We start from the raw sequence: 26,164 nt of genomic DNA, 5'->3' as shown, positions 1-26,164 counted from the left end.
GCTCCTCACTGCGCCGTACGGGTGGGGCCGGGAGCGGAATTCGTGGCCGGCGCCGCCGCGGGCCGCTGCATGCGCTGCAGCTCGGTCAGCGGCAGGTAGGGCACGACGCCGTTTCCGACCCCGTTCTCGCCATTGCCGTTCCCGTCGATGATCACCTTGTTGGTGCCGCGCAGGACCTGCTCCATCGTCTCCAGGTACATCCGGCGGGCGGTGACCTCGCGGGCGCCGGAATAGGCGTCGTAGACCGACAGGAAGCGCTGGGCGTCACCCTGGGCCAGGCTGACGGTCTGCTCGCGGTACGCGGAGGCCTCCTGGATCAGCCGCTCGGCCTCGCCTCGGGCACGCGGGATGATGTCGTTCCGGTAGGCCTCGGCTTCGTTCCGAACCCGCTCGCGGTCGGCGCGGGCGCGCTGGACGTCGTTGAAGGCATCGACCACCGGCGTCGGCGGATCGACCTTCTGCAGCTGGATCTGGGTGATCTCGATGCCCGCCTGATAGTCGTCGAGCATCGTCTGGAGCAGCTGAAGCGTGCTGATCTCGACCTCTTGCCGGGCTTCCGTCAAGGCCGGCTGGATGTCGGTGCGGCCGATCACCTCGCGCATGGCGCTCTCGGCGGCCTTCTTCACGGTGGTCTCGGGGTCGCGGATCTTGAACAGGTACTGGCCGGCGTCCTTGATCACCCACAGGACCGTGAAGTCGATGTCGATGATGTTCTCGTCGCCGGTGAGCATCAGGCTCTCGTCGGTCACGTCGCGGTCGCCGCCGGTGCGGCGGCCGTCGCCGGTGCCGGACCGGTAGCCGATCTCGATGCGGTTGACGCGGGTGACCTTCGGCGTCAGGGCGGTCTCGATCGGGGCCGGGATATGGTAGCGCAGCCCCGGCTGCTCCGTCCGCACCCATTCGCCGAACCGCATGACGACGCCCTGCTCATCGGCCTCGACGCGGTAGACGCCGCTGAACAGCCAGATCAGCACGACCACCGCAGTCGCGATGGCGATGCCCTTGCCGCTGCCGAAGCCGCCCGGCATCACCCGGCGAAACCGGTCCTGGCCTTTGCGGAGCAGATCCTCGAGATCCGGCGGTTGGGAACCGCCACCGGACCCGCCCGGCCTGCCCCACGGGTTGTTTCCGCCGCCATTGCCGGGCGGAGGACCCCAGGGGCCACCTCCGCCCCCTCCCTGATTGCTCCAAGGCATGCCTCTCGGTCCCTTTCTCTCTTATTCTCTCGCGTTTGCGTCGAATTCTCTCGCGTTTGCGTCGAACTCCGGGCTCTTTCCAAGCCGCGGGTCCGGTCTTATAACGACCGGTAGGCGCGGCACCGTCCGGGCTGACAGTTATCCGCCAATATTGGGAAAAGATCGGAGTTTTCAACCATGGCGCAGGTTACCGAGACACAGGTACTAGACGCACTGCGGACCGTGATCGATTCCGACAGGCAGGCGGACATCGTGAGTCTGAACATGATTTCCGGGTTGGTCGTCAAGGATTCCAACGTCGGTTTTTCGATAGAAGTTGACCCCAAGCGCGGGCCGCAGCTCGAACCGCTGCGCCAGGCGGCCGAAAAAGCGGTCCAGGGTATCCCCGGCGTCACGTCGGTGACGGCGGTCCTGACCGCCCACCGCGAGGCCCCCGCGGCCCCTTCCAAGCCGGCGGCGGCCCCGCCGCGGGCGGCAAGGCGCTGGTTCCCGGCGTGCGTGCTATCGTCGCGGTCGCGTCGGGCAAGGGCGGCGTCGGCAAATCCACCACGTCGGTCAACCTGGCCCTCGGGCTCAAGGCGAACGGCCTCCGAGTCGGGCTGCTCGACGCGGACGTCTACGGTCCCAGCATGCCGCGCATGATGGCGATCACCGGCAAGCCCAACTCGGCCGATGGCAAGTCGCTCCAGCCGATGGAGAATTACGGCATCAAGGTGATGTCCATGGGCTTCCTGGTCGCCGAGGACACGCCGATGATCTGGCGCGGGCCGATGGTGCAGAGCGCGCTCCAGCAGATGCTGCGCGACGTGGCCTGGGCGAGCTGGACATCCTGGTGGTCGACATGCCGCCCGGCACCGGCGACGCCCAGCTCACCATGGCGCAGCAGGTCCCGCTGGCGGGTGCGGTCATCGTCTCCACCCCGCAGGACATAGCATTGCTCGACGCCCGCAAGGGCCTCAACATGTTCCGCCGGGTCGACGTGCCGGTGCTCGGCATCGTCGAGAACATGAGCTATTTCTGCTGCCCCAACTGCGGCCACCGCACCGACATCTTCAGCCACGGCGGCGCCGGCGCGAGGCCGAGGCGCTGGGCATGGACTTCCTGGGCGAGATCCCGCTGGACATCGCGATCCGCGAGACCAGCGACGACGGCCAGCCCATCGTCATGTCCCGCCCCGACAGCGAGCACGCCAAGGTCTACCGCGAGATCGCGGCCAAGGTCTGGGCCAAGGTGGCGGGGCCGCAGCGCGGGACGCCGAAGATCGTGATCGAGTGAAGCGGGCATAGGCGGCAATATGGATGGCATTTTATGCAAGGTGAAATAAATGCGTGCACGCAGATATGCGAGCTTCGATAAACTTGCGATGCGGGATCGGGAGCGACGCCGTCGCCGTCCCGGAACCCGGTGTCACCCGATCAGCAGGCTGTCGTCCGCCAGTTGCTGACCCCGGACGCGGCTGAACATCGCCAGCAGGTCGGGCACGTCGAGGCCGGCGCGCTCGGTGCCGCCGACGTCCAGCACGATCCGGCCCTCGTGCAGCATGATCGTGCGGTCGCCGTGGTCCAGGGCGTGGCGCATGGAGTGGGTGACCATCAGGGTGGTCAGGCCATGGCCGGCGACGATCCGGCGGGTCAGGTCGAGCACGAAGTCCGCCGTCGAGGGGTCGAGGGCGGCGGTGTGCTCGTCCAGCAGCAGGATGCGCGATCCCGCCAGGGTCGCCATCAGCAGACTGACCGCTTGGCGCTGGCCGCCGGACAGCAGGCCCATCTGGTCCTTCAGGCGGTTCTCCAGCCCCAGGCCCAGCTCCGCGATGCGGTCGCGGAAGCCGATGCGCTGGTCCCGCCGACCGCCGGCCCCAGCCCGCGCCGGCGGCCCCTTGCCGCGGCGAGAGCCATGTTCTCCTCGATCGACAGGGTGGCGCAGGTGCCCGCCATGGGGTCCTGGAAGACCCGGGCGACCAGCCCGGCCCGGCGGGGGTGGGCCAGCGGGTCACGTCGGTGCCGTCGATCGCCACGGTGCCGCGCTCGGCGATGACGTCGCCGGCCAGCGCCCCCAGCACGGTCGATTTGCCCGCCCCGTTGGAGCCGATCACGGTGACGAACCGGCCGCCCGGGATCGTCAGGTCGATGCCGCGCAGCGCGTGCTTCTCCAGCGGCGTGCCCCGGCCGAAGGTGACGTGCAGGTCCCTGACCTCGATCATCCCTGGGCTCCCTGTCTTCCGGCCCGCAGGGGATTGCGCAGGCGCGGCAGGATCAGCGCGCCGGCCACCAGCAGGGCCGTCACCAGGTTCAGGTCGGATGCCTGGAGCCCGATGAAGTCGGCGTTCAGCGCCACCTGGATCGCGATCCGGTACAGGATGGAGCCGACGACGCAGCCGACCAGCGCCCACAGGATCACCCGGCTGCGCACCACCGTCTCGCCGACGATGACGGCCGCCAGCCCGATCACGATGGTGCCGATGCCGCTGGTCACGTCGGCGAAGCCGTTGGTCTGGGCGAACAGGGCGCCGGCCAGGGCCACCAGCGCGTTGCTCAGCGCCATCCCGGCATAGATGTGCAGGTCGGTCGGAACGCCCTGGGCCCGCGCCATCCGGGCGTTGACCCCGGTCGCCCGCATGGCCAGGCCGAACTCGCTGCTGAGGAACCGGGCGAGCAGCGCCACGACGGCGGCGACCAAGACCAGCACGAACAACGGCCGGAGCACCGCGTCGGACAGGCCGAGCCCGTAGAACGGCGTCAGTACCGTGTCCTGGGCGATGATCGCGACGTTCGGCCGTCCCATGATCCGCAGGTTGACCGAGAACAGCGCGATCATGGTCAGGATGCTGGCCAGCAGGTGCAGGATCCTGAAGCGCACGTTGAGCGTGGCGGTGACGATCCCGGCCAGCGCACCCGCCGCCATGGCGGTCCCGGTGGCGAGCCACGGGTTCCAGCCCGCCACGATCAGGGTCGCCGTGACGGCGGCGCCCAGCGGGAAGCTGCCGTCCACGGTGAGGTCGGGAAAGTCCAGGACGCGGAACGACAGGAAGACGCCGAGGGCGACCAGGGCGAAGACCAGCCCCAGCTCCGCGGCACCCAGCAATGCTACGGTGCTCATGGAAGCTTCATCGATCGGGGTTCGTCACCGGCCGACGACCTTGCCGGCCCGGGCGACCACGCCGTCCGGGATGGTGATGCCCATCGCCGCCGCGGCCTTGGGGTTGACGTACAGGTCCGTTCCCTCGGCCGACCGGACGGGGATGTCGCCGGGGTTCTCGCCCTTCAGGACGCGGGCGACGATCTGCCCGGTCTGGCGGCCGACCTGGTAATAGTTGAAGCCCACGGTCGCGACGGCGCCGCGCTGGACGCTGTCGGTGTCGGCCGCGAAGACCGGAAGCTTGTTCTGGGCGCCCACGATCAGCAGGGCTTCGAGGGCGGAGACGATGGTGTTGTCGGTCGGCACGTAGACCGCGTCGACCCGGCCGACCAGCCCGCGCGCCGCACCCTGCACGTCGGCCGAGCGGGTGGCCGGCGCCTCGACGATGGAAAAACCGTGATCGGGCGCCAGCTTCTTCACCAGGTCCAGCAGGGTCGCCGAGTTCGGCTCGCCCGGATTGTACGGGAAGCCCAGCCGCTTGGCGTGGGGCATGATCTCCCGGATCAGCGCCAGGTGGTCGGCCACCGGCGACAGGTCGGACAGGCCGGTCACGTTGCGGCCCGGCTTCTCCAGGTCGCGGACGAGCTGGGCGCCGAGCGGATCGGTCACCGCGGTGAACACGACCGGGATGTCCCGCGCCGCCGACACCACGGCCTGGGCCGACGGCGTCGAGATCGGCACGATCACGTCGGGCGCCTGGCCGACGAACTGCCGCGCGATCTGGACCGCCGTGCCGGGATTGCCCTGGGCGCTCTGGTAGTCGAACCGCAGGGTCTCGCCGGCTTTCCAGCCCTGCTCGGCCAGCTCGTCGCGCACGCCGTCGCGAACGGCGTCCAGCGCCGGATGCTCGACGATCGCGGTGACCGCGACGCTCTTGCTCTGGACCTGGGCCCGGACCGGGCCCGGGACGGCGCACAGGCACGCCAGGGCCAATGCCGCTCCGGCGATGCGGGTCTTCTTCATCTTTCTTCCTCCCGGGGCCTTCCGCCCCCTCTCAAACCTCCGGGGAACGGCCGAGCTGCTCCATCAGCTCACGCCACTCCCGCTTGCTCAGGCCGCTGTCCGCCTGGGCGACGGTCTCGCCGGAGAGCATCCGCCGGACGATGGCGAGGCCGGTCGCCGACAGGTTCGCCCCACCCAGCCGGTACTCGCGGAACGCGTCCGCGGTCAGCGGCGCCCAGCGCTCCAGGATGTCGATCATGATGTCGGCATAGGCCCGGATCTCGTACTGGGCGTGGCTGTCGGCGCGCAGCCGCAGGAAATGCATCAGGTTGTGCAGATCCACCTTCCAGTACCATTGGGTATAGTAGTTCAGGGACAGGTTCATGCGCGCCAGCTCGCGCGCCAGCCCCGAGCGCGACGGATCGAGCGGAGCCCCGTCCTCGTCCTGGTTCAGCATCTCGGCATAGCCGCGGTAGGCCCGCTCGCTGTCCTCCCGCAGCAGGTCCATGACGCGGGCCGCCTCGTCGCCCTGCAACACCTCGCCGCGCCCCTGCCGGTTGACGGCGCTCTGCGCCGACAGGTGCTCGGGCGCCGGCACATAGAACTCCTTGTCCAGGATCGAGTAGCGCGCGCTGTACTCGTTGACGTTGGCCGTGCGGTGGCGGATCCACTGCCGGGCCACGAAGATCGGCAGCTTGACGTGGTACTTGATCTCGCACATCTCGAACGGGGTCGAATGCCAGTGCCGCATCAGGTAGCGGATCAGGCCGGCATCCTCGCTGACCTTCCGGGTGCCGCGGCCGTAGGACACGCGGGCCGCCTGGACCACCGCCGAGTCGTCGCCCATGTAGTCGATCACGCGCACGAAACCGTGGTCGAGCACGGGGAATGCCTCGTAGAGGATGTCCTCCAGCGCGGGCACGGTGGCGCGCCGGGTCTGCACGGCCTCGCTGCGCAGATATGCTATCTCGTCGCGCTGTTCCGGGGTAAGCGGCATGTTTTCTCCGGCGTTCGTTGACCGCCGCACTTTAGCGCCTGGACCCGCCCGAGACCATAGCGAGCGGGAATGTCGCGGACGGCGGGGCGGTTCCCCGCAACATCGCCTCTTTATTCTCACGGTCGCAGAGCCTATATTCGAATCGTCGGGCAGCATCCGGCTATGGCGATAAACGTCATGTGGAATAAGCGTTGCGGACCCGGGGGCGGCACCCGGCGCCTCGACCAGTTCAACCTGTCCGCCGGTATGGGACGGGCAGGTCTACGGGGGCGAATCAGGATCGACGCGCGTGGTAAAGACATGATTTTCGCCCGGCATGGTACCGCCGTTATCGGGCTGATTTTACAAGTGCCAACGACAACCGTATGGCTCTCGCTGCCTAACCATGGGTAAGCGCGGTCCGGGGGGCGCCGGGCAACAGAAGCCCCCTACTTCTTTAATGTGCTGTGTCCGGCAGTCATTTAATTAAGGTTGAGGCGGCGCCCGTAATGGCAACCGAATATTTGCGATACGACAAGATGGTCGAGAACGCCCTGCGCGGCGTCGTTCGGGAAGCCCTGCGCCAGGCGGCCGAACACGGTTTGCCGGGCAATCACCATTTCTACCTGACCTTCCGCACGAACGACGCGGGCGTCCAGATTCCCGACTACCTGCGCGGCCAGTATCCCTCCGAAATGACCATCGTGCTCCAGTACCAGTTCTACGGGCTGGAGGTCGAGGAAGAAAAATTCGGCGTGACGCTGAGCTTCAACAACGCGCATGAGCGGCTGGTCATCCCGCTCGCGGCGATCACCACCTTCGCCGATCCCTCCGTCAACTTCGCTCTCCAGTTCCAGCCTCTGAGCACCCAGGAAGGTCCGACGAGCATGGAGGAGATCGAGGAGGAGGTGACCGAGGAGGCGGAGCGGCAGGCGGCCAAGGCCGGAGGCGCAAAGCAGGCCGAGGATGCCAAGATGGGCCAGGTCGTGGCCCTGGATTCCTTCCGCAAGAAATAGTTTTCCGGCATCGTTGGAACGCAAGGATCGGCAGGGGGCACCGCAGCAGCGGTGCCCCTTTCGCGTTTCCACCGTCGGGAACGACCAAGATCCGTCTTGTTCCCCAAATATCGCGAACCAAGCGCCGGTACTACCCCTTGAGAATTCCGGGAAGCGACTTTCCCTGGAGCGAAGCAGAAGGTACCCATAGACGTGCGGTCCTCTCGAGGACTGTCGAATACTCTGAAAATCGTTTGAAGCACCCTTTCTGCAAACGTGCAGAACCAATTGCGAAAGCCGCCATGCCGCGCTTCGAGACCCCCAACCCGCTGACCCGTATCCTCCACCTGGATGCCGCGCTGGCGCGCAGCCCCTGGGCGCGGGTGGCGGTCGTCGCCCTGGCCCTGGCGCTGACCCTGGCCATGGCCTACCTGCTGGCCGGCAAGCGCGAGGTGATCGCCCCGGACACCCGCGACTACCTCGCCTTCTCGCCGCTCCGGGTGTACGGCTACCCGACGTTCCTGGTGATGATGCAGGCGATCGGCGACGTCAGGATCACCTCGGTCGTCGTCCAGACCGCCCTCTACTTCGCGTCCAGCGTCTTCCTGGCGCTGACGGTGCTCCGGGCGTCGCGCTCGCTGGCGCTGACCCTGGCGCTGACGGTCCTGCTCCACGGCAACATCGTCACCACCACCTACAATTTCATCGCCGTCACCGAGTCGCTGATCACCTCCTCGGCCATGGTGGCGCTGGGAGCCCTGCTCCAGTTCTATCGGACGCGCAAGCTGTCCTGGTTCGCCCTGATCTGCGCGGTCACCGTTTTCAACATCGTGATCCGGCCGGCCGGGCAGGTCTACCTGCCCTTCCTGGCGGTGGTCGCGGTCTATGCCTGGCTGGCCCTGCGGGTCAGCCCGCTGCGCATGGCGGCTTCCGTCGCGGTCGCCGCGCTGGTCAGCTACGGGTCCATCAACGCCGTCAACTACGCGGTCCACGGCTTCACCGGGACGAACAGCAACCATGGCACCGGATTGCTCGGCAAGGCCATGCTGCTGGCGCCCAAGCATGCCGGCGAGTTCGCCGGAACGCCGCTGCAGGACAGCGTGGCCGAACTGGCGGCCATCATGGAGCCGGTCGTCACCCGGCTGGACCGCATGGAGGACCCGCGGGCCCGGACGCTGGTCTCGCAGACCTATGTGAACTACCTGCGCTTCGGCGTCCTGTTCCCGACCTACCGGGAGCGCCATGGCCATGCCGACGGCTGGGACCGGGAGCTTCATGTCCGCGAGATCGCCAGCGCGATCGTGGAGAAGGACCCGCTCGGCTACCTGGAGCTCTCGTACCGGGAACTCATGGCGCTGGTGACCCTCGCCCCGATCATGACCGCTTCGGAGGCGGAGGCCGCCCGCGCCGACGTCCAACGGCAGGCTCCCTGGCCCTATGACGGCGACGAGCGCTGGGAGTACGAGGCGGGGCCTCGCCTGCTGAAGATGGAGGTCGGCATCGGCACCGAGCAGCGCGGCACCGCGACGGTGATCGCCTTCCGGGCGGTCTATTACGGCTTCTACGTCATCGGCATCGGCGCCGCGCTGGTCATGGTGGTGACCATGGTCAGGCGCCGGCCGGTCGCCTGGGAGCTCCAGATGATCGGTTCCTGCGCGATCCTGTACGGCGGAACCATCACCATGACCGCGCTGGGCGATGTCGGCGGCGTGCGGTACCTGGTGCCGATCTGGCCCTGCGTCGCGGTGTCGTGGATCTGCGCCGCCGGCTGGATCAGGGAGGTGGCCTTGGCCGGCGGGCGCGACCCTGCCGCGGGCTACGCCTCCGCGGGGTCGGCGGCCCGGCGCGTCCCGTCGTAGAAAGCCTCCCAGGGAATCAAAAGGGGCGCGGCCATGAAGCCGCGCCCCTTTCGCAGAACCCGGGGAACCGGGATTCGTCCATCAGGAATTGATGGAGATCGAACCGATCTGGGTATTGTCGCTGACGTCGCCGCCGAGCGCGCCCGCCGCGGTCGAGCCGGAGAGGGCGTCGCCGCCGGTGGCCGAGGCGCCGGCCGTGTTGAAGCCCAGGCCGCCGGCCGAAGCCATGCCGCTGGCGCCGCCGCCGAGGCCGGTCGAGGTCGAACCCGAGAAACCGAGGGCGTCGCCGCCCGCCTTGCCGCTCTGCTCAATGCCAACATTGGTGCTCATGTGAATCTCCCGACCTATGAAAGGTTTCTGTGGATCGCTGGGACCAGCGGCTTCTCCGCCGGTACTCTCCATTGAGCAAGCGCCATGCCACTTCGGGATTAATCCCGTAGGGGCCGGTGCGGCCCCGGGAATCCACAGCCCGCGTCAGCCGGGAGGCCGCGGCGCCGGTCCGTCCCGGGTCCGGAAACCCCGCGGGCGGTCCAGTCGGGTGGACGTCGTCAAGGAAAGCTGGACAGGGACGGGCTCCGGCCGGCGCAGGCCCGGGTCAGGCCGGCACCAGCGCGCGCAGCCGGCCGGCGAGGACCTTCAGCACCTCGGCGTCGGCGGTCTCGTCGAACTTGCGGGCGAAGAACGCCGGCGAAGCGAGCAGGTCCGGCAGGTCGTCCATGGTCAGGACCTTGGGATTGCCGGAGTTGCGAACCCACTTGATCATCCGCTTGTTGTCCCGGTCCACCGTGCCCGCGAAGGGGCTCGACATCATCATCGCCTGGTACCAGGACTCGTGCGGATGCTTGACGCGGCGGAACCAGCGCAGGATGTCCTGCGCCACCGGCGCAGCCGCCGCCCACTCGCAGAACTCCCGGGTCAGGATGTGCCAGCCGTCGCCGTACCATTCGTTCCGGAAGGTCCGAGGCTTGGGATAGGGGATCGGCAGGCGGCGCAGCTTGCCGCCCATCTCGACGCAGACCCAGCGGAAGCGCCGGCGGAAATGGGACTTGGTATCGGCCAGCAGATGCACGCGCATGTGGTTGACGCCCGGCCGGGACGCCAGTTCGGCCAGCATCTCGTCCCGGGTCTTCAGTGGGAAATCCTGGCCCGTGATGTTGATCAGGTGGGTCCAGCCCTTCCGGGCAAGCAGCGCGTTCATCGCCGCCCACTCCGCCTGGCACAGGCCGAAGCCGCCCCAGTACACCGGCACCGGCTTGACGAAGACGATGTTGCCGCGCCCTTCGGCGACGCGGGCGAATTCCCGGTGGACTTCCGGAGGGGTCTTGGCGTCGATATGGATCGCGAAGTGATCGTCGGGGTGCCACAGCGCATCGATCAGCCGGGCGAACTGCGACGGCTGCTTGTAGGCGGTGATGACATAGGCGAGTGACATCGGCTAACTCCGCTGCCTCAGCCCGGCCTGGGGGCTGAAGACCCGCCCTTCCGGCGCCGAGAAATCCACCAGACGTTCGAATCCGTCGGTCATCCGGTCGACGGTGAAAAGCTGCGCGCGGGCCCGTGCCCGCTCGGCCATCAGCGCCCGCAGCGCCGGGTCGCGGACCAGCGCTTCGAGCGATCTCGTCCACGCTCCGTCGTCGTCGAGCGGCAGCAGGTCGCCGACGGCGCCCTCCCCCGGTCCGCCCAGCGTCTCGACCTGGGCCGGAATGTCGCTGGAGACAATGGCGAGGCCGGCATGCATGGCTTCCAGGACGGCGTTGCTCTGCCCTTCGAACAGCGTCGGCATGGCGAAGATGTCGGCGGCGCGCAACAGGTCGGGAATGGCGGCGCGGGCGACCTCGCCCAGGAAGGTGACCCGGGACGTCACGCCCAGATCGGCGGCCAGCCGCTCCAGCTTGCCCCGGTCGCTCCCCTCGCCGGCCAGCACCAGATGCCCCGCAGACAGGGACGGCAGGACGCGCAGCAGCAGGGATTGGTTCTTCTGCTCGGCCAACCGGCCGATGTTCAGGATCAGCGGTTCGCCGGCCGGCAATCCGAATCCGGCCCGCGCGGCCGCGCTGTCCAGCTCCGACGAGCGCCAGTCGATGCCGTTGTGGACCACCGTCAGGTGCCGGCGGTAGACCTCCGGGTAGGCCGAGAAACTGTCCACCACGGACTGGGAGTTGCCCACGTTCGCGGTGTAGCAGCCGAGCGTTCCCGCCAGCTTGTCGAGCCGCTGCATCCAGTGGGTATAGGTCCAGGAGGGATTGCGCTGGGACGCGACGCGGCGGGGCACCCCGGCGAGCCGGGCCACGGCCTGGCCGAAGCCGTTTGCCAGCGGCAGGAAGCTGATCACCGCGTCCGGGCGATGGTCCCTGAGCTGCCGGAACAGCCGGACCAGGAGTTGCAGGTACCCGGCGGCCCCCGGCGAGCGCACCGGCAGGAGAACCCGGATGTCCTCCTCGTTCCGGTAGAGCGAGGATTTTTCATACAGGAACCATGTTTCCACATGGTGCCCGCGGCTCCGCAGGCTGCGCCCCAGCCGCAGCAGCGCCTCCTGGGCACCGCCCTGATCCATGTGGGTGATCAGCAGGACCAGCCGCAGCCTTGGCGTCGTCGCGTTCATCGGCTTTTCTCCCAGGAACGCACCCGCCCGGTTCCGAGCGCCAGGTCCAGGTAGGTGTCGACAGCGCGATCGAGGGTGAACTGCCCGACCTTGTACGCCATCGCGTTGGCCGGGACGGGATTGTCGAGGGTCCGCGCGATCGCGTCGGCGAGCGCCTGGTCGTCATCGAGGGGAACCAGCGCGCCCAGCTTTCCGTCGTCCAGTATCTCCCGCGTGCCGCCCGGGCAGTCGGTGGCCACGACAGGCGTGCCGCAGGCCATGGCTTCGACCAGGACGGACGGCAGCCCTTCCCAGCGCGAGGACTGAACGAACACGGCGGCCCGCGACATCAGAGCGTAGGGATTGGGCTGGAAGCCCGGCATCGCGACATCAGCGGCGACGCCAAGCCGCTCGGCGAGCCGCTCCAGGTCGGCGCGCAGCTCCCCTTCCCCCAGGATCATCAGGCGGGCCGGGCGCCGGGCGCGCAGCAGAGCGAAGGCGCGGATCAACGCCGCGAAGTCCTTCACGTCGACCATCCGTCCGGCCGCCAGGACGACGGGCGGCTCGCCCGGCCGGAACCAGGGATGGTCGCACCGCTCGCCCGCCTTGACGTAGAGGTCCGGCGTCACGATACCGTTGTGGACCACGTCGATCCGGTTTCCGGGCATGCCGGAGAACCGGGCGAGATCCTCGGCGACACCGCCCGAGACGGCGACGATGCGGGATGCGGTCGGATAGAGCCAGGGCACCATCCGGTAGGCGAGCCTGACCGTCGACGACGGGTTGGAGCGGAAATTCCGGGTGATCTGGCTGTGCTCGGTCACGATCATCCGGGTGCGCGTCCGCGCGAATTTGGCCGCCAGCAGCGCCCCGATATTGACGTGGACCAGCGCCGAGAGCATGGCGGCCGGCCGCTCACGCCGGAGATAGCGGGCGAGCGACGCGACGCTGTTGAGAGTGCGCCGTGTATTCAGCACGACCAGGCGCACGCCCGGGGGGATCGCGTCCAGATAGGCGCCTTCCCGCCTGATCAGCACCAGGTCGACGGGATGGGAGCGTTCCGCGATGCCGGCAGCGAGGCGCAGCATCACCCTCTCCGCGCCGCCTCCATGAAGATCCTGGAGAAACAGGGAAATCTTGGGCGCCACAGGCGCGGATGCGGTCATGATACCAGTCGTCATTACGTAAGGTTTGAACTGCCGCGGAAATGGGCATCGGGGTCGGTGGAATCCCGGTGATGAATGGTCCGATGGTGCCCATTATTCACCAAAGCGCCACGGCTATTTAGCCCTACCCGGAGTGGGCACCCATTGATGGCATGCCTTCGGCGACCTTTTGCCATGCCAGAGCCATATATAGAAAATAAAATACACGTATAATGGTCAGCTGTAGTGGAGCAAAACCCTTGCCGCACTGCAAAACGATCTGGACACACTGAATGGATGGCAAATATAATCGATGCAATCGCATTGCGCATTGGTGCTAACCAATTACCTCTTATGGGTAAACGGCTCCACCATTTTGCGACGTCTTCCGAAGCAATGGAAGACACCCGGCATTTCACTGAACATTGCCTGACAAGGTGATGTTTGTTCTGCGGTGCTGCACGCGCGTGTAAAACTACCGGATATTACCGATGAACAAGCTTTTGACGCCGGAACGCCAAGAGACCGACCGGCATGATTGGACCACCCACGAGGAAGGGCCGTCGCGAAGCGCCCCGACGCTCGGGCTGGGCGACCTGCTCATGGTCCTGTCACGCCGGAAATACCTGCTGCTGGGCACGATCGCGATCGTGACCCTGCTGGGCATCGTCAACGTCTATATGATGACGCCGCTCTTCACCGCCAACACCTCGGTCATGGTGGATCCGCGCGAACAGCGGGTGGTCGACGTGGAGGCGCTGGTCAGCGGCGCTCCGGCGGACCAGTCGACGATCGAAAGTGAAATCCAGGTCATCAAGTCGGACGAGCTCGCCATGCGCGTTATCCGGCAGCTCGGCCTTGACCGACTGGCGGAATTCAATCCCCGCGTGGCCGCGGAGCAGAATGCCGACAGCTTCAAGCTGCCAGACCTCCGCGACCTGCCTCCCGTCCAGTGGGTGAAGAGCCTTCTGGTCACCGAGGAGCCGGTGGTTCCGGACCCGGCCGCGGAGGAGGCGCGCCTGCAGACCTCGATGCTCAACACCTTCCTCGGCCGGCTCAGCGTCTCGTCGGTCGGCCGGTCGCGCGTGCTGACCATCAGCTTCACCTCCGAGAACCCGACGCTGGCCGCCAGCGTCGCCAACACGATCGCGTCGCTCTACATCACTCAGCAGCTCGAACAGAAGTTCGATGCCCGCCAGAAGGCCAACGCCTGGCTGGGCGAGCGGCTGACCCGGCTGCGCGAGGAGGTCGAGACGGCCGAGCGCGCCGTCGAGACGGCGCGGGCGGGCCTCGGCGTCGTACAGGGCCGCGACTCCAGCCTGGTCAACGAGCAGCTGACCCAGCTCAACACCCAGCTCGTGATGGCCCGGGCGGAGAACAACACCACCCAGGCCCAGCTCCGCAGCGTCGAAGGCGCGGTCAGGGCGCGCGGCGTGCGCGCCGTGTTCGACGTGGTCGACTCGACGCTGGTCAGCGGGCTCCGTGCCCAGGAAGCGACGCTGCGCCAGCGCGAGGCGGAGCTGCTGAACAATCTCGGCCCGCGTCACCCGACGATCGTCGACCTGAAGTCGCAGATCTCCGCGATCTCCGGCGAGATCAACAACGAGGCAGAGAACCGGCTGCGGGCGCTCCGGGCCCAGGCGTCCGTGACCCAGCAGCGGGTCAGCTCGCTCGAGCAGTCCATGTCCAGGCTGGAGCAGGAAGCGGGCCGCCTGAACCAGTCGGATGTCGAGATCCGGGCGCTCGAGCGCGAGGCTCAAGCCAACCGCGCCCTGTTCGAGAACTTCCTGGCACGCTCCAAGGAGACCCAGTCGGTCGACCTCGAGCAGCCCAACGCCTGGATCGTCTCGACGGCGAGCGCGCCGCTCGGCCCGTCGTTCCCATCCAAGCCGCTGTTCGTGGCGGTGGCGCTGGTCCTGGCGGTCGGGCTGGGGCTGATCCTGGTGTTCCTGGCCGAGCAGCTGGAACGCGGCCTGCAGACCCAGGAGGATGTCGAGCGGCTGCTGCGCATGCCGTCGCTCGGCATGATCCCGCTGGTACGCCGCGGGCGCCTCACCCGCAAGGCTCCGCAGGACTACGCCCTGGACAAGCCGGCCTCGGCCTATTCCCAGGCGGTCAAGAGCCTGTTCACCTCGCTGATCATCGCCCACCAGCGCAAGGGCAGCGGCAACATCGTCATGCTGACCTCGGCGGTTCCTGGGGAAGGCAAGTCGTCGCTGGCGGCGACCCTGGCCCGCGTCATCGCCATCGCCGGCCGGCGCGTGCTGATCATCGACTGCGACCTGCGCCGTCCCAACATCCACCGGACGCTGGGCCTGCCCAACCAGCTCGGCCTCGCCGATTTCCTCCATGGGGACGCGACGCTGCCCGACGTGATGCGCACGGACACCCGCACCGGGGCCGACGTGATCACGGCGGGATCGCCGACCGACTATCCGGAGGAAACGATCCGCAACCCGCTGTTCGACCAGATGCTGTTCAACCTTCGCACGCAGTACGACCTGATCCTGCTCGACGCGCCGCCGGTGCTGCCGGTGTCCGACACGCGCATCCTGGCGGAAAAAGCCAGCCAGACGGTGGTCGTCGCCAAGTGGCGCCGGACCCCGCGCAAGCTGGTCCAGCTCGCGATCCGGCAGCTCAGCGATGCCGGGGCCAACATCGCGGGCGTGGCGCTCAACCAGGTCGACACCACCAAGGCGGCGCGCTACGGCTCCGGCGAGGTGGATTACTACATGGGCCGGCGCGGCAGCTACTTCAAAAACTGAGCCGGCCCGTGACCTATCACCGGCAAGTATCTTATTCCATTGGGAAAGCGGTATGACTCTGGGCTTCAAGTCGAGTGACATCTTCGGTGTGAAGGTGACGCCGACCACCATGGACGATCTGTTCACCCTGATGGATCGTTCAATCGCCGCGGAGGACAAGGTTGTCATCGCCAGCCTCAACCTCCACGGCATGTACAAGCTGTTCAAGGACGACGTCTTCCGTGCCCTGCACGACGACGACAAGACCTGCGTCCATATCGACGGCATGCCGATCGTCTGGCTGGGGCGGGCGGCGGGGCTCGACCTCGACGCCAGCCACAGGACAGGCTGGGTCGACTGGTTCCTTCCCCTGATGGAGCGCGCCCAGCGCTCCGGATGGCGGATCTACTATCTGGGCGGCACGTCCCGCGTGCTGAACGACGGTCTGGCGCGCCTGCGCCAGGATTATCCGGACCTGGCGATCGACGGGCACGACGGCTATTTCGACGCCCGCCGCGGCAGTGCCGACAACAGCGCCGTGGTCGAGCACATCAACGCGTTCCGACCCCATATCCTGATCGTGGGCATGGGGATGGGCCGCCAGGAGCACTGGATCTCGGAGAACCGGGCCGACCTGAAGACGAACTGCATCGGCACCTGCGGCGCCTGCATGGAGTATTTCGCGGGCGCCGTGCCAACCGCGCCGCGCTGGCTCGGTCCGCTGGGGCTGGAGTGGCTGTACCGGCTGCTCAGCGATCCGAAGCGGTTCTGGCACCGCTATCTGGTGGAGCCCTGGATCGTGGCTTGGCTCCTGGCTACCGGGGCGGGCCGCCGCCGCACCGCGGCCCGGACGGAACGGTAAGCGGGGTTCAACCTTCCCGGCCGAAACGCAAAGGGCGCCGGACCTGCAGGTCCGGCGCCTTTTGCGTTTCGGCGAAGCTTTCATACAGGTTCCGGGGAAGCGGTGGTCCGGCCCCAGTTTTCCTCGCCGACGCCGCGGCATGTCCTACGGAGATTTCGGACGGTGCCGGATCAGGCGCCGTCGGCCTTCATGACGATCCAGACGGTACGCATCAGGACGTGCAGGTCGAGCCAGATCGAGTAGTTCTCGACGTAGTAGACGTCCAGTTCGATGCGCCGCTCGAACGTCGTGCGGTGCCGCCCGGACACCTGCCACAGCCCGGTGATCCCCGGGCGCACGCGGGACAGGGTCTCCTGCTGATGCGGATACTTGATCAGTTCGTGGGGCATGTAGGGGCGCGGGCCGATCAGGCTCATGTCGCCGACCAGCACGTTCCAGAGCTGAGGCAGTTCGTCGAAGCTGAGCCGCCGCAGGATGCGGCCGAACCGGGTCACCCGCGGGTCGCGGGTCAGCTTGTGGTACATCTCGTATTCGCGCCGCAGAACCGGATCGGTGGCGAGCAACTCCTTCAGGCGCAGCTCGGCGTCGGCATGCATCGTCCGGAACTTCAGCGCCGGGAACGAGCGGGAGCCGCCGGCCCAGCGGGCCTGGCGGAACAGCAGGGGACCCTTCGAATCGAGCTTGATGCCGACCGCGATCAGCAGAAGAAGCGGCGTCACCAGGATCAGCAGGAGGGCCGACGTGACGATGTCGAAACCGCGCTTGATCAGCGGCGTGATGCTGGCGCCCAGCGGGCGCCTCACCTCCAGCGACAGCAGGCCGGACAGGTCCCGGACCCGCGTGTTGACCGTCTGGACGCCCGTCCATTCTGGAACCACCAGGATCGTGGAGAACGGGAGGTTTCCGATCATCTCACTCAACCGCTCCGGCTGCTCGCGCGGAACCGCCAGGATGCCGACCGAGGCGTAGCGCACCAGGCGCTCATCGGTCGTCTTGCCGCCGGGGGCGACGACCGGCAGTCCTTCCACCGTGGTGCCCCACAGGCTCGGGTTCTCGTCGATGAAGAGGACCGGATTGTATCCCAGGTGCTCGTTCTGGCCGAGGCGGCGGACGATGTCGATGCCTGCCTGGCCGGTGCCGACCACGACGCAGGGGCGGCCCCAGAGCCGCAGCCGCATCAGCACGCCACGGCCGACGGCATCGGAGATCCAGATCAGGACGCCCAGGACCAGCAGCGCCGCGAGGAGGCCGTTATTGAACCAGATCGCCTCGTTGAACTGGAGATCGACGATGGTGATGCCGACGACGGTTCCGATCAGAATCATGAACTGGCGGCGCAGGCGCTCCACCGGCGACATTCCGTAGCCCGGGTACAGCCCCACCATGGCCTTGAGGATCGGTACGATAAGCAGGGCGCCCGCCAACTCCTGGGCATGCAGGGTGGGGTTGAACAGGAAGGTCGTAGGCGCGGGGCTGATGAGACCGATGCCGATATGGGCGACAAGTACGGCCAGAAAGACGGCCGTCACGTCCACGAAGAACATAAACAAAGCGGGCTGCAAGGATCGAAACTGACCCCGGGTCCGCACGGCAGGACCAGATCTAACAGAAATCTGGAAGTCATTGAGCATTCTGAAATTCCCCGCACCGGTAGCCGAGGGTCAGCAAACCGGCTGATTTACGTCGACCCAACGAACATGAGATCGAGAACCTCCGCATAGCGTAACACTATAATGCACCGCAACAATCACATGGTCCCAATAAATGGTAAACACGAAATGCTCTCATCCTTCGGACGATAAGGATGTAAGCCCGTTGGCGGATTTCATTATCGCTTCGAGAAGCTAAAATTTGTCTTTCTGTTTCTCTGTCCTGCAACGCCGTACTCTGCGTTGAACTTAAGAGTATGCGCATCTCATACTTATCGAAAAACCAAAAGTCATCCAATTCCCTTTCCGGGTTACGCTCCATTGCGTTGATCACCTGTTGCAACGAAGCCGCTATGTGAAGTTTACAACGTTACGGAACATTCCGGAGCCGGGCTTGATCCGCGGTAACGCGGCGGCACTCCCAATGCGTTGTACGTCGCCTGGGAGTACCCCCGCGGTCGGAACGTTCCGGATACCGCGCGCTGCGGAGATGCGTACGAGAGCGTTCGTCAGGGTTTGTGGCCGACCGTGTCGGCGACATAGGCGTTCCGGTGGCCGAGGGGTTTGACCGTACCCGTCGTGGTGTCGCGCGCGGTCTGGTGCTCCATCTCGGCGTTCAGCTCGGCGCCGAGCAGGACCGCGTAGGCCGAGAGGTTGAACCACAGCAGCAGGATGACGACGGCGCCCATGGTGCCGTAGGTCTCGTTGTAATTGGCGAAGTTGGAAACGTAGACCGAGAACGCGACGGACCCCAGGATCCAGATCAGGGTCGCGACCGCCGCCCCCAGCTCACCCAGCGCCACTGCGGCGTCTCGCGGTCCGGCCCGTAGCGGTAGAGCACGGCGAGCGCCAGGATGACGGCGACCGCCAGGATCGGCCAGCGCGACAGGCGGACGATCCACTCGACCGTTTCGCCCAGGTTGAGATAGCCGATCACCGCCGGAAGCCCGACGACAACCACCAGCGTGATGATCATGAACAGGATCATCGCGACGGTGAGCGCCAGCGCTATCGCGTTCAGCTTGATAAAGCTGCGGCCTTCGGTCTCGTCATAGGCGATGTTGAGCGCGGTAATGACCGCGTTGACGCCGCGCGACGCGCTCCACAGGGTCAGCGCGATGCTGACCAGGACGCTGAGCCCGAGTTGACCGCCGGAGGCCGCCGCGACCGCGCTCAGCTGGTCCACGATGATGGAGCGGGCCTGGTCCGGGATCACGCCGGCCACCGCTTCGAAGTTGCGCTGCACGTCGGCCGGGTCCGCCACCAAGCCATAGATCGACACGGTCGCGGCGATGATCGGAAAGATCGCCAGCATCAGGTAGAACGCGACCCCGGCCGCGATCATCGAGATGTTGTCCTTGTCGGTTTCCTCCTTGACCCGCCACAGCACGTCGCGCCAGCCGCTGCGCGGCAGGTCGCGGGACTGTCCGCATCGCGGCCCCGGCCGCTCTCGCGCGCCAGGTCGCGGTCCTGCCCGGCGCCCCGGTTGCGTCCCTGGCTGGGACCGGTATAGCGATCAGCCATGACCTCCCGGTGGGCGCTTTTGCTCAATCCCAACATGTTCTGGCCCCTGGTCAGGACGTCGCGCCCTTGAGCGCGCTCATACGGTTGTGGATCTGCTGGATGGCGTGGAAGTGCGCGCCGACAAGCACGCGGGATTCCTCCGGCAGGTCGGCGTGAAGCGCCATGCGGAATGCCTCGAGCGCCGAATCCTCGCCGTTCTCGATGGCACCGATGATGGCCGCGGTCTCTCCCGTGACAAGGGCGCGGCGCAGTTCGCTCCAGGCGGGATGAAGCCGGCCCGGCGGCGTCGTGCCGGCCTGCGGCACGGCGCCGTGGCGGCGGACCTCCTCCTCCAAGGCGGCGGCGGCCCGGTCGTGCTGCTGCGCGATCTCACGCACCATGGCCTGGACCTTGGGATCGGCGATCTTCGTCTCGGCCAGGCGCAGTCCGTCGACGCCCTGGAGCGTCACCGCGATCAGCGGCGACAGCACGTCGGAGATGTCGGCGGGGGTCAGCCGGCTGATCCTGCGCCCATCCGGTTCGTCCTGCCGCTGCTGTTGCTGCGACCGCCCCATGGCGACGGCGAGCCACAGGGCGCCGACGCCGATCATGACGACGGGGATCGGGTTGTTGCGGATCGCGTCGCCCAGCCGGCTCGGATTACCGCGCATCACGTCCTTCACCAGATCCACCGCCCCGGAGGTCAGCTGGCCCGGCGACAGCCGGAACTCCAGCTCGTCCAGTGTCTGGTCCATGCGCGCGCGGATGCCCGCGATATCGCGTTCGATGTCCTCGGGGCTGCGGTCGGCCGCACCCTGGTCGGACCCGGACTCCGCCTCGGGTCTACCGGACGCTCTCAGATCGTCGTTGTCGTCGCTGCGGTTCATCCCGTCAAACTCCATGCCCCATTTGCGGCAAATCAACACCAGCGAAGGGTCAGTGTTCCGGGAAAGAGCCGCCGGATCGCCCGGAGCGTTTGTCCGGCGCCGCCGATTCCGTTATGGAAGGCCCATCTTCAGCGACACAAGCGATCCGAGGCGGCGATGACTTTCGATGTGGAGCGGGCGCGGGCCGAGACGCCCGGCACCCGCCACGTGATCCATTTCAACAATGCCGGGGCCGCCCTGCCGCCGCGGCCGGTGCTCGACGCGGTCGCCGCCCATCTCGATCTGGAAGCCCGCATCGGCGGCTACGAGGCGGAGGCGCAGGCCCGCGACCGCATCGAGCACGTCTATGACGCGGTCGCCGCCCTGCTGGGCTGCGCACGGGACGAGGTGGCGCTCGTGGAGAACGCCACGGTGGGCTGGGACATGGCCTTCTATTCGCTGCGGTTCGATCCCGGCGACAGGATCCTGACGGCCATGGCGGAGTATTCCAGCAACTTCATCCCCTACCTCCAGGTCGCCCGGAAGACCGGCGCGGTCATCGAGGTGATCCCGAACGACGCCCACGGGCAGCTCGACGTGGCGGCCCTGGCTGACAGCGCGGACGACCGGGCGCGCGGGCCGGTCAGGCTGATCTCGATCACCCACATCCCGACCAACGGCGGCTTGGTCAACCCCGCCGCGGCGGTCGGACGGATCGCCCGCGCCCGCGGCATCCCCTATCTGCTGGATGCCTGCCAGACGGCGGGGCAGATGCCGATCGACGTGGACGGGATCGATTGCGACATGCTCTCGGCGACGGGACGCAAGTTCCTGCGCGGGCCGCGCGGCACCGGTTTCCTCTATGTGCGCAGGGAGTTGCTGGAGCGCCTGGAGCCGCCGATGATCGACAACCACGCCGCCACCTGGGTGGCGGCCGACCGGTACGAGCTTCGCCCCGACGCCCGCCGGTTCGAAAACTGGGAGAGCAACGTCGCCGCCCGGATCGGCCTCGGCGCCGCCGTGGACTACGCGCTGGAGTGGGGCCTGGATGCCATCTGGGAGCGGATCAGGGGACTCGCGGACCTGCTGCGCGACCGGCTGGCTTCCCTGCCCGGCCATACCGTGCGCGACCTGGGCGAGACCCGCTGCGGCATCGTCACCTTCACCGCCCCGCGTGCCGCCGCGGAAATCAAGCGCGACCTGGCGGCGCGCGGCATCAACGTGTCGGTGACGGCGGCGCCATCCACCCGACTGGACATGGAGGCGCGCGGCCTCGGCGAGATGGTCCGGGCCTCGGTCCATTATTACAACACGGAGGAGGAGATCGACCGATTGGTCGCGGCGCTGCGCTGAGCCGGGGTCGGCGGCCTCTCAGCCAACCGGCCGCCACCAGTCTGCTACGGCGCGCCGCCGCGCCTCGTCCAGCCGGTCGCCCTGGAGCACCAGACGAAGATGGATCTCCGGCCGGCCGCGCCGGCTCGACTCGACGACCAGATAGAGATGCGTCCAGGTGCCCCGGCCGCGATGGACGGCGGCGAAGACCCACTCGTGCCGGTCCGGCTCCCGCGCCGTGGCACGGCTGCCGCCGGCGATCAGCTCGATGCTGTCTTCCGGGCCGCACAGGGGAATGGTCGCGGGAGCGACGGGCAAGCGTTCAGACATGAATAAACCCTCCTGGCTCGAATGCCGAGGAGGGCTGACGCAGCGGCTCGTTCCCGTTTGATTGCCGGTCCAGGCCGCATCGTCCCGTGAACGGGACCACCACCTTGCCCGGGTCGGCAGGTTGGTGTCGGGCGCCAGCCCAACTCTTGATGCTGGCTCTCCAGTATCCTGCCGATGCCGACATGTGCAACCGTTTTCCCCATGGCACGGAACCGCGACCGAATACCTCTTAAGAAAGAACTATGGCGAAAACCTGAAAAATCCGATAACTTGCCCGTGTATCGCGGACCTTGGAGCTATGCCGTGGTTTCCACTTCTCCCATCTCGCCCGAGCTGATGCGCACCGCGCCAAAGGTGCGGGACATGACGCCGCAGACGCAGGCGTTCAACCAGGAGATCAACCGGCAGGTCAGCGACACCAACGGCGGCATGAAGGTCAATGCCAAGACCGAGCCGCTGACCGGGATCACCAGTTCCATCGTCGGCGAGGACCGCCGGGCGGTCCAGGAAACCAACGCCTCGACCAAGCCGGGCGCCCGCGTCCCGGCGCTTACCGGCGCCACCAGCGCTTTCGTGACCGAGATGAAGTCGGCCGACCAGAGCAACGTGGAGAGCATGGCCGCGGCGGGCGCCCGCGCGCGTACCCTCGGCCGGGGGCCCGGCGGGGGCCAACTCGACCTGAGCGCCTAAGCCGAACCGCCGTCATCCTTCCCGCCGCTCCGTTCGACCGCCATGTGTTCTACCCCGGTGCCATAATCGGGGATGAATCCGTTTACCATGGACAATGCCCTGCAGCATGGCAGCGCGGAGAGGAACCGACACGATGGCCCAGCATACGGATACGCCGACCCGGGGCACGGCGCCCCGACGCCTGAAGGCGATGGACCTGATACCCGACCTGATCCCGCTGGAGGGCGCCCGGATCGTCGACGTGGGCTGCGGCGAGGGCGCGCTGGTGCGGGCGCTGGCGCGGCGCGGCGCCCATGTGGTCGGCATCGAGATCCTGGACGAGGCGCTGTCCAAGGCCCGCAAGGCGGATCCCGTCGCCGGCGAGCGCTACCTGAAGGGCGTGGGCGAGGACCTGCCCCTGCCCGACAACAGCGCCGACGCCGTCATCTTCATGAACAGCCTGCACCATGTGCCGGCGGCCCATATGGGCAAGGCGCTCCGCGAGGCCGCCCGCATCCTGAAGCCCGGCGGGCTTGCCCTGGTGAACGAGCCGGAGCCGACCGGCGGATACTTCCAGCTGACCAAGCTCCTGGACGATGAAACGGAAGTCCGGGCCCTGGCCTATGCGGCGGTGAAGGCGGTGAGCGCGCTGGAACAGGTGGATGAATTGTTCTACCTGAATCCGGTGAAGCACGAGGATTACCAGAGCTTCGCCGACCGCATGGCCGGCATCGATCCGACCCGTTCCAGGCTGATCCGCACCCGCGACGCGGAGCTGCGCGACCTGTTCGAAACCATAGGGGAGCGGCGGGAGGGTGCCTGGTGGTTCGACCAGCCGGCCCGGATCAACCTGCTGCGAAAGCCGACACAGTGACCGAACCGCGTACCGAGAACGAGCTGCCTTTCGTCGATTATCAGTACCCCGGCAAGGACCCCGCCGGCGGGCGGATCGCCATCATCGGCGAAGCCCCCGGCGCCGAGGAGGCCCGCACCGGCAAGCCCTTCGTCGGCGCCAGCGGCCGCCTGCTGGACGAGAACCTGAAGTCGGTCGGGCTGGAGCGCGCCACTTGCCTGATCGGCAATACCTTCCGCTACCAGCCGCCCGGCAACAAGGTGGCCCACTTCTTCTCGTCCCGCACCAAGGCGCGCAAGATGGGCATCGAGGTGGCGGAGGACCTGGGACCCATGGGCACCTCCGACTACTGCCTCGCCCGGTACGCCGGCGAGGTCGAGCACCTGCGCCGGACCCTCGCCGAGGTGAAGCCGGCCGTGATCATCGCCCTGGGCCGCACCCCCCTGTGGGCGCTGACCGGCCAGAGCGGCATCACCGCGCTGCGCGGCCAGGAACTGCCCTGCCGCCTGCTGGCCGGCGCCATCGTGGTCCCGACCTTCCACCCCAGCTACATCCTGCGCGGCAACCGCGTCGAGGAACCCCTCTTCCACGCCGACGTGAAGCTGGCCGCGGAGCGGGCGGGATGATTGCGCATGGTGCCGCGGCGGAGCCTGCCGCGACACCATTCGACTTTTGAAATACCCAAAAAGTGTTATATGAATGACTCTCACCCTTGCCGGTGAAAGAGTTGCAAAGCTTTGTGATTTCCCAATAAATAGATTTTTAGCGAAGCGATGTCCAAGCGTACAGTGAACCCGAAGCGGTCAATCCGCCCCGTCCCTCGGACGACCGAAGAAAGAGATTGGCTGGACAGCATTTCGACCAGGGTCGGATACGGTGGAAATCCAATGCATAAGCGCAACCAAGGCGACTTCCGGCTGGTACCGCCCGGCGATGGCCGCCAGCACAAGACTTTGTGCGACAGGGCAAAGGTTTTCAACAGGACCGAAGCCACCCGGCTGCTGAAACAGGGCGCCGCATACGGTTTGGTCAGCGACGCCATGAAAGGCCACTGGCCAAAAAACATCTGGGCGGTCGCCCGGAACGGTGAACCCGTCGAAGCAATCCTGGAGAACGAGACCCAAGGCATCTATCACGGCTACGCCATGGGCGAGAACGATCCCATGGCAGCCAGCGTGCGAGAAAGATGGAGCGCGGCGACATGCCGGTAGAGTTCACCATCGATGCCCATTGGCAGGCGTGCGAGCACGGCTTGGCCGAGGATCGCGCGACGGCCGCCGAGCTTCGCATCGCCTTCGACGAACTGGTGGCGACTCGGGTTGAAAGCGACTGGTCGCGCGGGGTCCAGGATCGTGTCCATGCGTCGGCATATCCCTTGGCGATGTGGTTGGCGGCGAACTGGTGGCGGCTTCGCTGGGAACCTTATCCTGCGACCGGCGCCCCCTCCCCGTCCTGGCGCATGGCCCATGAGGTCGGTGCGGCGGGCCATGGGTTCCTTTGGCCGCGCCTGACCTTCGCCAGCGACGGAATGACCGTGGAAGCGGTGTGCCATGCATCGCGGCAGAACTGCGAGGAGCCGGTGCGATATCTGTCCGAGTTCCGGTGTCCAGTGGAGGCAACTGCCTTCGAGGCAGCCGTCGATGACTTCTTGGCAAAGGTGATCGCCCGTCTGGAGACATGCGGCGGCGTCGGCCAGGACCTGTCCACGCTTTGGGAAGAGGTCAAGGCCGAGCGCGACGACCCGGCGGAAAGTGTCCGGCGTCGCTTGGAGGCGCGCCTTGGATACGATCCGGACGAGGCGCCGGAGGAAATACTTGCCCACTTGCTGGAGCTTTCCGGTGAAGCCGGGGAGGCTGCATTGGACGAGATCGCGCCCGCCTTGTCCGGGACCGCGACCGGGATCGAGGATGCCATCAGGAAGACGGTCGGAGCGGCCCATGGGAAAGGCGTCCGGGTGGCTGTGGATCTCCCTTCGGGGTTGCGAGGGCATCGCGTTCCATATGGAACGCCCCCGTGGGACTGGGGCAGGAGCCTTGCCGGCGCGGCCCGGGAAGCTTGGGGGCTATCGAGCGACGGCATATCCGACGAGGAACTGACGAGACTATTGGATGCTCCGAAGAAGGCATTCCATCCGGACTCGGGCCATAGCCCCGGCATCCCGTTCGGCTTGGCGGTGCGGGAAGGCGACGGCGCTCACCTCAAACTGGTCTTTGGAAAGCGGAACGCTCCGGGCATCCGGTTCGAAGCCGCGCGCTTCCTGGCCGACCATCTGACTGCCCCGGAATCGGACGCTTGGCTTCCGGCGACCAAGACGAAGACGGTGCGCCAGAAGATGCAACGCGCCTTCGCCGCGGAACTCCTGTGCCCGATCGATGCACTGGACTCGTTCATGAACGGCGACTACTCGGACGACCGGATAGAGGAAGCCGCCGAGTATTTCGGCGTCTCCGTATTGACCGCGAAGAGCCACTTGGCGAACCACGATCTCATCCCGCCGGAAATGGTCAGGATCTGACCGGCGCCCCCG

General features: G+C 67.1%; 21 protein-coding genes, 1 other RNA gene, 3 pseudogenes and 1 riboswitch. Of the genes and pseudogenes, 11 read left to right on the top strand and 14 right to left on the bottom strand.

Annotated features, from left to right (window positions below; translation table 11 throughout):
* Nucleotides 1-5: 5 nt before the first annotated feature.
* Complete coding sequence (gene hflK, locus DPR14_RS03440) at nucleotides 6-1,196, bottom strand: FtsH protease activity modulator HflK (RefSeq protein WP_158043924.1); 1,191 nt, start codon at nucleotides 1,194-1,196, stop codon at nucleotides 6-8.
* A 177-nt stretch (nucleotides 1,197-1,373) separates the two neighbouring features.
* Here hflK and apbC point away from each other — a divergent pair.
* Nucleotides 1,374-2,471, top strand: a pseudogene (gene apbC, locus DPR14_RS28615) (iron-sulfur cluster carrier protein ApbC).
* A 132-nt stretch (nucleotides 2,472-2,603) separates the two neighbouring features.
* On the opposite strand, the pseudogene DPR14_RS03430 reads toward apbC, so the two are convergent.
* The 4 genes and pseudogenes from DPR14_RS03430 to thyX form a co-directional block, all read right to left on the bottom strand.
* Nucleotides 2,604-3,396, bottom strand: a pseudogene (locus DPR14_RS03430) (ABC transporter ATP-binding protein).
* Nucleotides 3,393-4,292, bottom strand: a complete 900-nt coding sequence (locus tag DPR14_RS03425; protein ID WP_158043923.1) for an ABC transporter permease — start codon at nucleotides 4,290-4,292, stop codon at nucleotides 3,393-3,395. Before DPR14_RS03425 ends, DPR14_RS03430 begins: the two are co-directional and overlap by 4 nt.
* A 24-nt stretch (nucleotides 4,293-4,316) precedes the next feature.
* The gene (locus tag DPR14_RS03420) at nucleotides 4,317-5,294 is read right to left on the bottom strand and encodes an ABC transporter substrate-binding protein (protein WP_158043922.1); all 978 of its coding nucleotides are present in this window, start codon (nucleotides 5,292-5,294) and stop codon (nucleotides 4,317-4,319) included.
* 31 nt (nucleotides 5,295-5,325) lie between these two features.
* Nucleotides 5,326-6,270, bottom strand: coding sequence for an FAD-dependent thymidylate synthase (gene thyX / locus DPR14_RS03415; protein WP_158043921.1), 945 nt, complete (start codon nucleotides 6,268-6,270; stop codon nucleotides 5,326-5,328).
* A gap of 105 nt (nucleotides 6,271-6,375) precedes the next feature.
* On the opposite strand from thyX, the gene ssrA reads away from it, so the two are divergent.
* From ssrA to DPR14_RS03400, 3 genes are all read left to right on the top strand, one after another.
* Nucleotides 6,376-6,703, top strand: a transfer-messenger RNA (tmRNA) gene (gene ssrA / locus DPR14_RS03410).
* A 55-nt stretch (nucleotides 6,704-6,758) separates the two neighbouring features.
* Entirely contained in the window at nucleotides 6,759-7,265 is a 507-nt protein-coding gene (locus DPR14_RS03405) for an SspB family protein (RefSeq protein ID WP_158043920.1), read from the top strand.
* Nucleotides 7,266-7,546: 281 nt separating this feature from the next.
* Nucleotides 7,547-9,103, top strand: coding sequence for a hypothetical protein (locus DPR14_RS03400; RefSeq protein WP_158043919.1), 1,557 nt, complete (start codon nucleotides 7,547-7,549; stop codon nucleotides 9,101-9,103).
* An 81-nt stretch (nucleotides 9,104-9,184) separates the two neighbouring features.
* On the opposite strand, the gene DPR14_RS03395 is transcribed toward DPR14_RS03400, so the two are convergent.
* From DPR14_RS03395 to DPR14_RS03380, 4 genes are all read right to left on the bottom strand, one after another.
* Nucleotides 9,185-9,433: a hypothetical protein gene (locus DPR14_RS03395; RefSeq protein WP_158043918.1), complete on the bottom strand. Its 249-nt coding sequence runs from the start codon at nucleotides 9,431-9,433 to the stop codon at nucleotides 9,185-9,187.
* Between the two features lie 265 nt (nucleotides 9,434-9,698).
* Nucleotides 9,699-10,535, bottom strand: coding sequence for a beta-1,6-N-acetylglucosaminyltransferase (locus DPR14_RS03390; protein ID WP_158043917.1), 837 nt, complete (start codon nucleotides 10,533-10,535; stop codon nucleotides 9,699-9,701).
* A 3-nt stretch (nucleotides 10,536-10,538) separates the two neighbouring features.
* Nucleotides 10,539-11,705, bottom strand: a complete 1,167-nt coding sequence (locus DPR14_RS03385) for a glycosyltransferase family 4 protein (protein WP_158043916.1) — start codon at nucleotides 11,703-11,705, stop codon at nucleotides 10,539-10,541.
* Entirely contained in the window at nucleotides 11,702-12,772 is a 1,071-nt protein-coding gene (locus tag DPR14_RS03380; RefSeq protein WP_211103903.1) for a glycosyltransferase, read from the bottom strand. The genes DPR14_RS03385 and DPR14_RS03380 overlap by 4 nt, the downstream gene beginning before the upstream one ends.
* A gap of 548 nt (nucleotides 12,773-13,320) precedes the next feature.
* Here DPR14_RS03380 and DPR14_RS03375 point away from each other — a divergent pair.
* On the top strand, nucleotides 13,321-15,594 hold the full coding sequence (locus DPR14_RS03375; RefSeq protein WP_158043914.1) for a GumC family protein: 2,274 nt from the start codon (nucleotides 13,321-13,323) through the stop codon (nucleotides 15,592-15,594).
* A gap of 52 nt (nucleotides 15,595-15,646) precedes the next feature.
* On the top strand, nucleotides 15,647-16,435 hold the full coding sequence (locus DPR14_RS03370; protein WP_192499249.1) for a WecB/TagA/CpsF family glycosyltransferase: 789 nt from the start codon (nucleotides 15,647-15,649) through the stop codon (nucleotides 16,433-16,435).
* A gap of 170 nt (nucleotides 16,436-16,605) precedes the next feature.
* Here the strand turns inward: DPR14_RS03370 and wbaP are convergent, their stop codons facing one another.
* The 3 genes and pseudogenes from wbaP to DPR14_RS03355 form a co-directional block, all read right to left on the bottom strand.
* On the bottom strand, nucleotides 16,606-17,979 hold the full coding sequence (gene wbaP / locus DPR14_RS03365) for an undecaprenyl-phosphate galactose phosphotransferase WbaP (RefSeq protein WP_211103902.1): 1,374 nt from the start codon (nucleotides 17,977-17,979) through the stop codon (nucleotides 16,606-16,608).
* Between the two features lie 614 nt (nucleotides 17,980-18,593).
* A pseudogene (locus DPR14_RS03360) lies at nucleotides 18,594-19,399 on the bottom strand (YihY/virulence factor BrkB family protein).
* A gap of 259 nt (nucleotides 19,400-19,658) precedes the next feature.
* Nucleotides 19,659-20,474, bottom strand: coding sequence for a PA2169 family four-helix-bundle protein (locus DPR14_RS03355; RefSeq protein ID WP_192499247.1), 816 nt, complete (start codon nucleotides 20,472-20,474; stop codon nucleotides 19,659-19,661).
* A 156-nt stretch (nucleotides 20,475-20,630) separates the two neighbouring features.
* On the opposite strand from DPR14_RS03355, the gene DPR14_RS03350 reads away from it, so the two are divergent.
* Complete coding sequence (locus DPR14_RS03350) at nucleotides 20,631-21,806, top strand: aminotransferase class V-fold PLP-dependent enzyme (protein WP_158043910.1); 1,176 nt, start codon at nucleotides 20,631-20,633, stop codon at nucleotides 21,804-21,806.
* A gap of 18 nt (nucleotides 21,807-21,824) precedes the next feature.
* Here DPR14_RS03350 and DPR14_RS03345 read toward each other — a convergent pair whose 3' ends face one another.
* Nucleotides 21,825-22,115, bottom strand: coding sequence for a hypothetical protein (locus DPR14_RS03345; RefSeq protein WP_158043909.1), 291 nt, complete (start codon nucleotides 22,113-22,115; stop codon nucleotides 21,825-21,827).
* A gap of 47 nt (nucleotides 22,116-22,162) precedes the next feature.
* Nucleotides 22,163-22,273: riboswitch (SAM-I-IV-variant riboswitch) on the bottom strand.
* Between the two features lie 145 nt (nucleotides 22,274-22,418).
* Here DPR14_RS03345 and DPR14_RS03340 point away from each other — a divergent pair.
* The 3 genes from DPR14_RS03340 (at nucleotide 22,419) to DPR14_RS03330 (ending at nucleotide 24,263) form a co-directional block, all read left to right on the top strand.
* A complete protein-coding gene (locus DPR14_RS03340; RefSeq protein ID WP_158043908.1) occupies nucleotides 22,419-22,805 on the top strand; it encodes a hypothetical protein in 387 nt (128 codons plus the stop codon).
* Between the two features lie 133 nt (nucleotides 22,806-22,938).
* Complete coding sequence (locus DPR14_RS03335) at nucleotides 22,939-23,658, top strand: class I SAM-dependent methyltransferase (RefSeq protein WP_281352674.1); 720 nt, start codon at nucleotides 22,939-22,941, stop codon at nucleotides 23,656-23,658.
* Nucleotides 23,655-24,263 carry a uracil-DNA glycosylase gene (locus DPR14_RS03330; protein WP_158043906.1) on the top strand — a complete coding sequence of 203 codons (609 nt, stop codon included), beginning with the start codon at nucleotides 23,655-23,657 and terminating at the stop codon, nucleotides 24,261-24,263. The genes DPR14_RS03335 and DPR14_RS03330 overlap by 4 nt, the downstream gene beginning before the upstream one ends.
* A gap of 512 nt (nucleotides 24,264-24,775) precedes the next feature.
* Here DPR14_RS03330 and DPR14_RS27100 read toward each other — a convergent pair.
* Entirely contained in the window at nucleotides 24,776-24,997 is a 222-nt protein-coding gene (locus DPR14_RS27100) for a hypothetical protein (RefSeq protein WP_192499246.1), read from the bottom strand.
* 168 nt (nucleotides 24,998-25,165) lie between these two features.
* Here DPR14_RS27100 and DPR14_RS03320 point away from each other — a divergent pair, with 168 nt between their 5' ends.
* Nucleotides 25,166-26,152 (top strand): ImmA/IrrE family metallo-endopeptidase, encoded by a 987-nt coding sequence (locus tag DPR14_RS03320; protein ID WP_192499245.1) that lies wholly within the window; start codon nucleotides 25,166-25,168, stop codon nucleotides 26,150-26,152.
* The last annotated feature ends 12 nt before the right edge of the window (nucleotides 26,153-26,164 follow it).

The organism is Skermanella pratensis, assembly GCF_008843145.1.
GTDB lineage: Bacteria > Pseudomonadota > Alphaproteobacteria > Azospirillales > Azospirillaceae > Skermanella > Skermanella pratensis.
The sequence above is the reverse complement of the archived record's forward strand: the minus strand, read 5'-3'. Positions and strand labels throughout refer to the sequence as shown.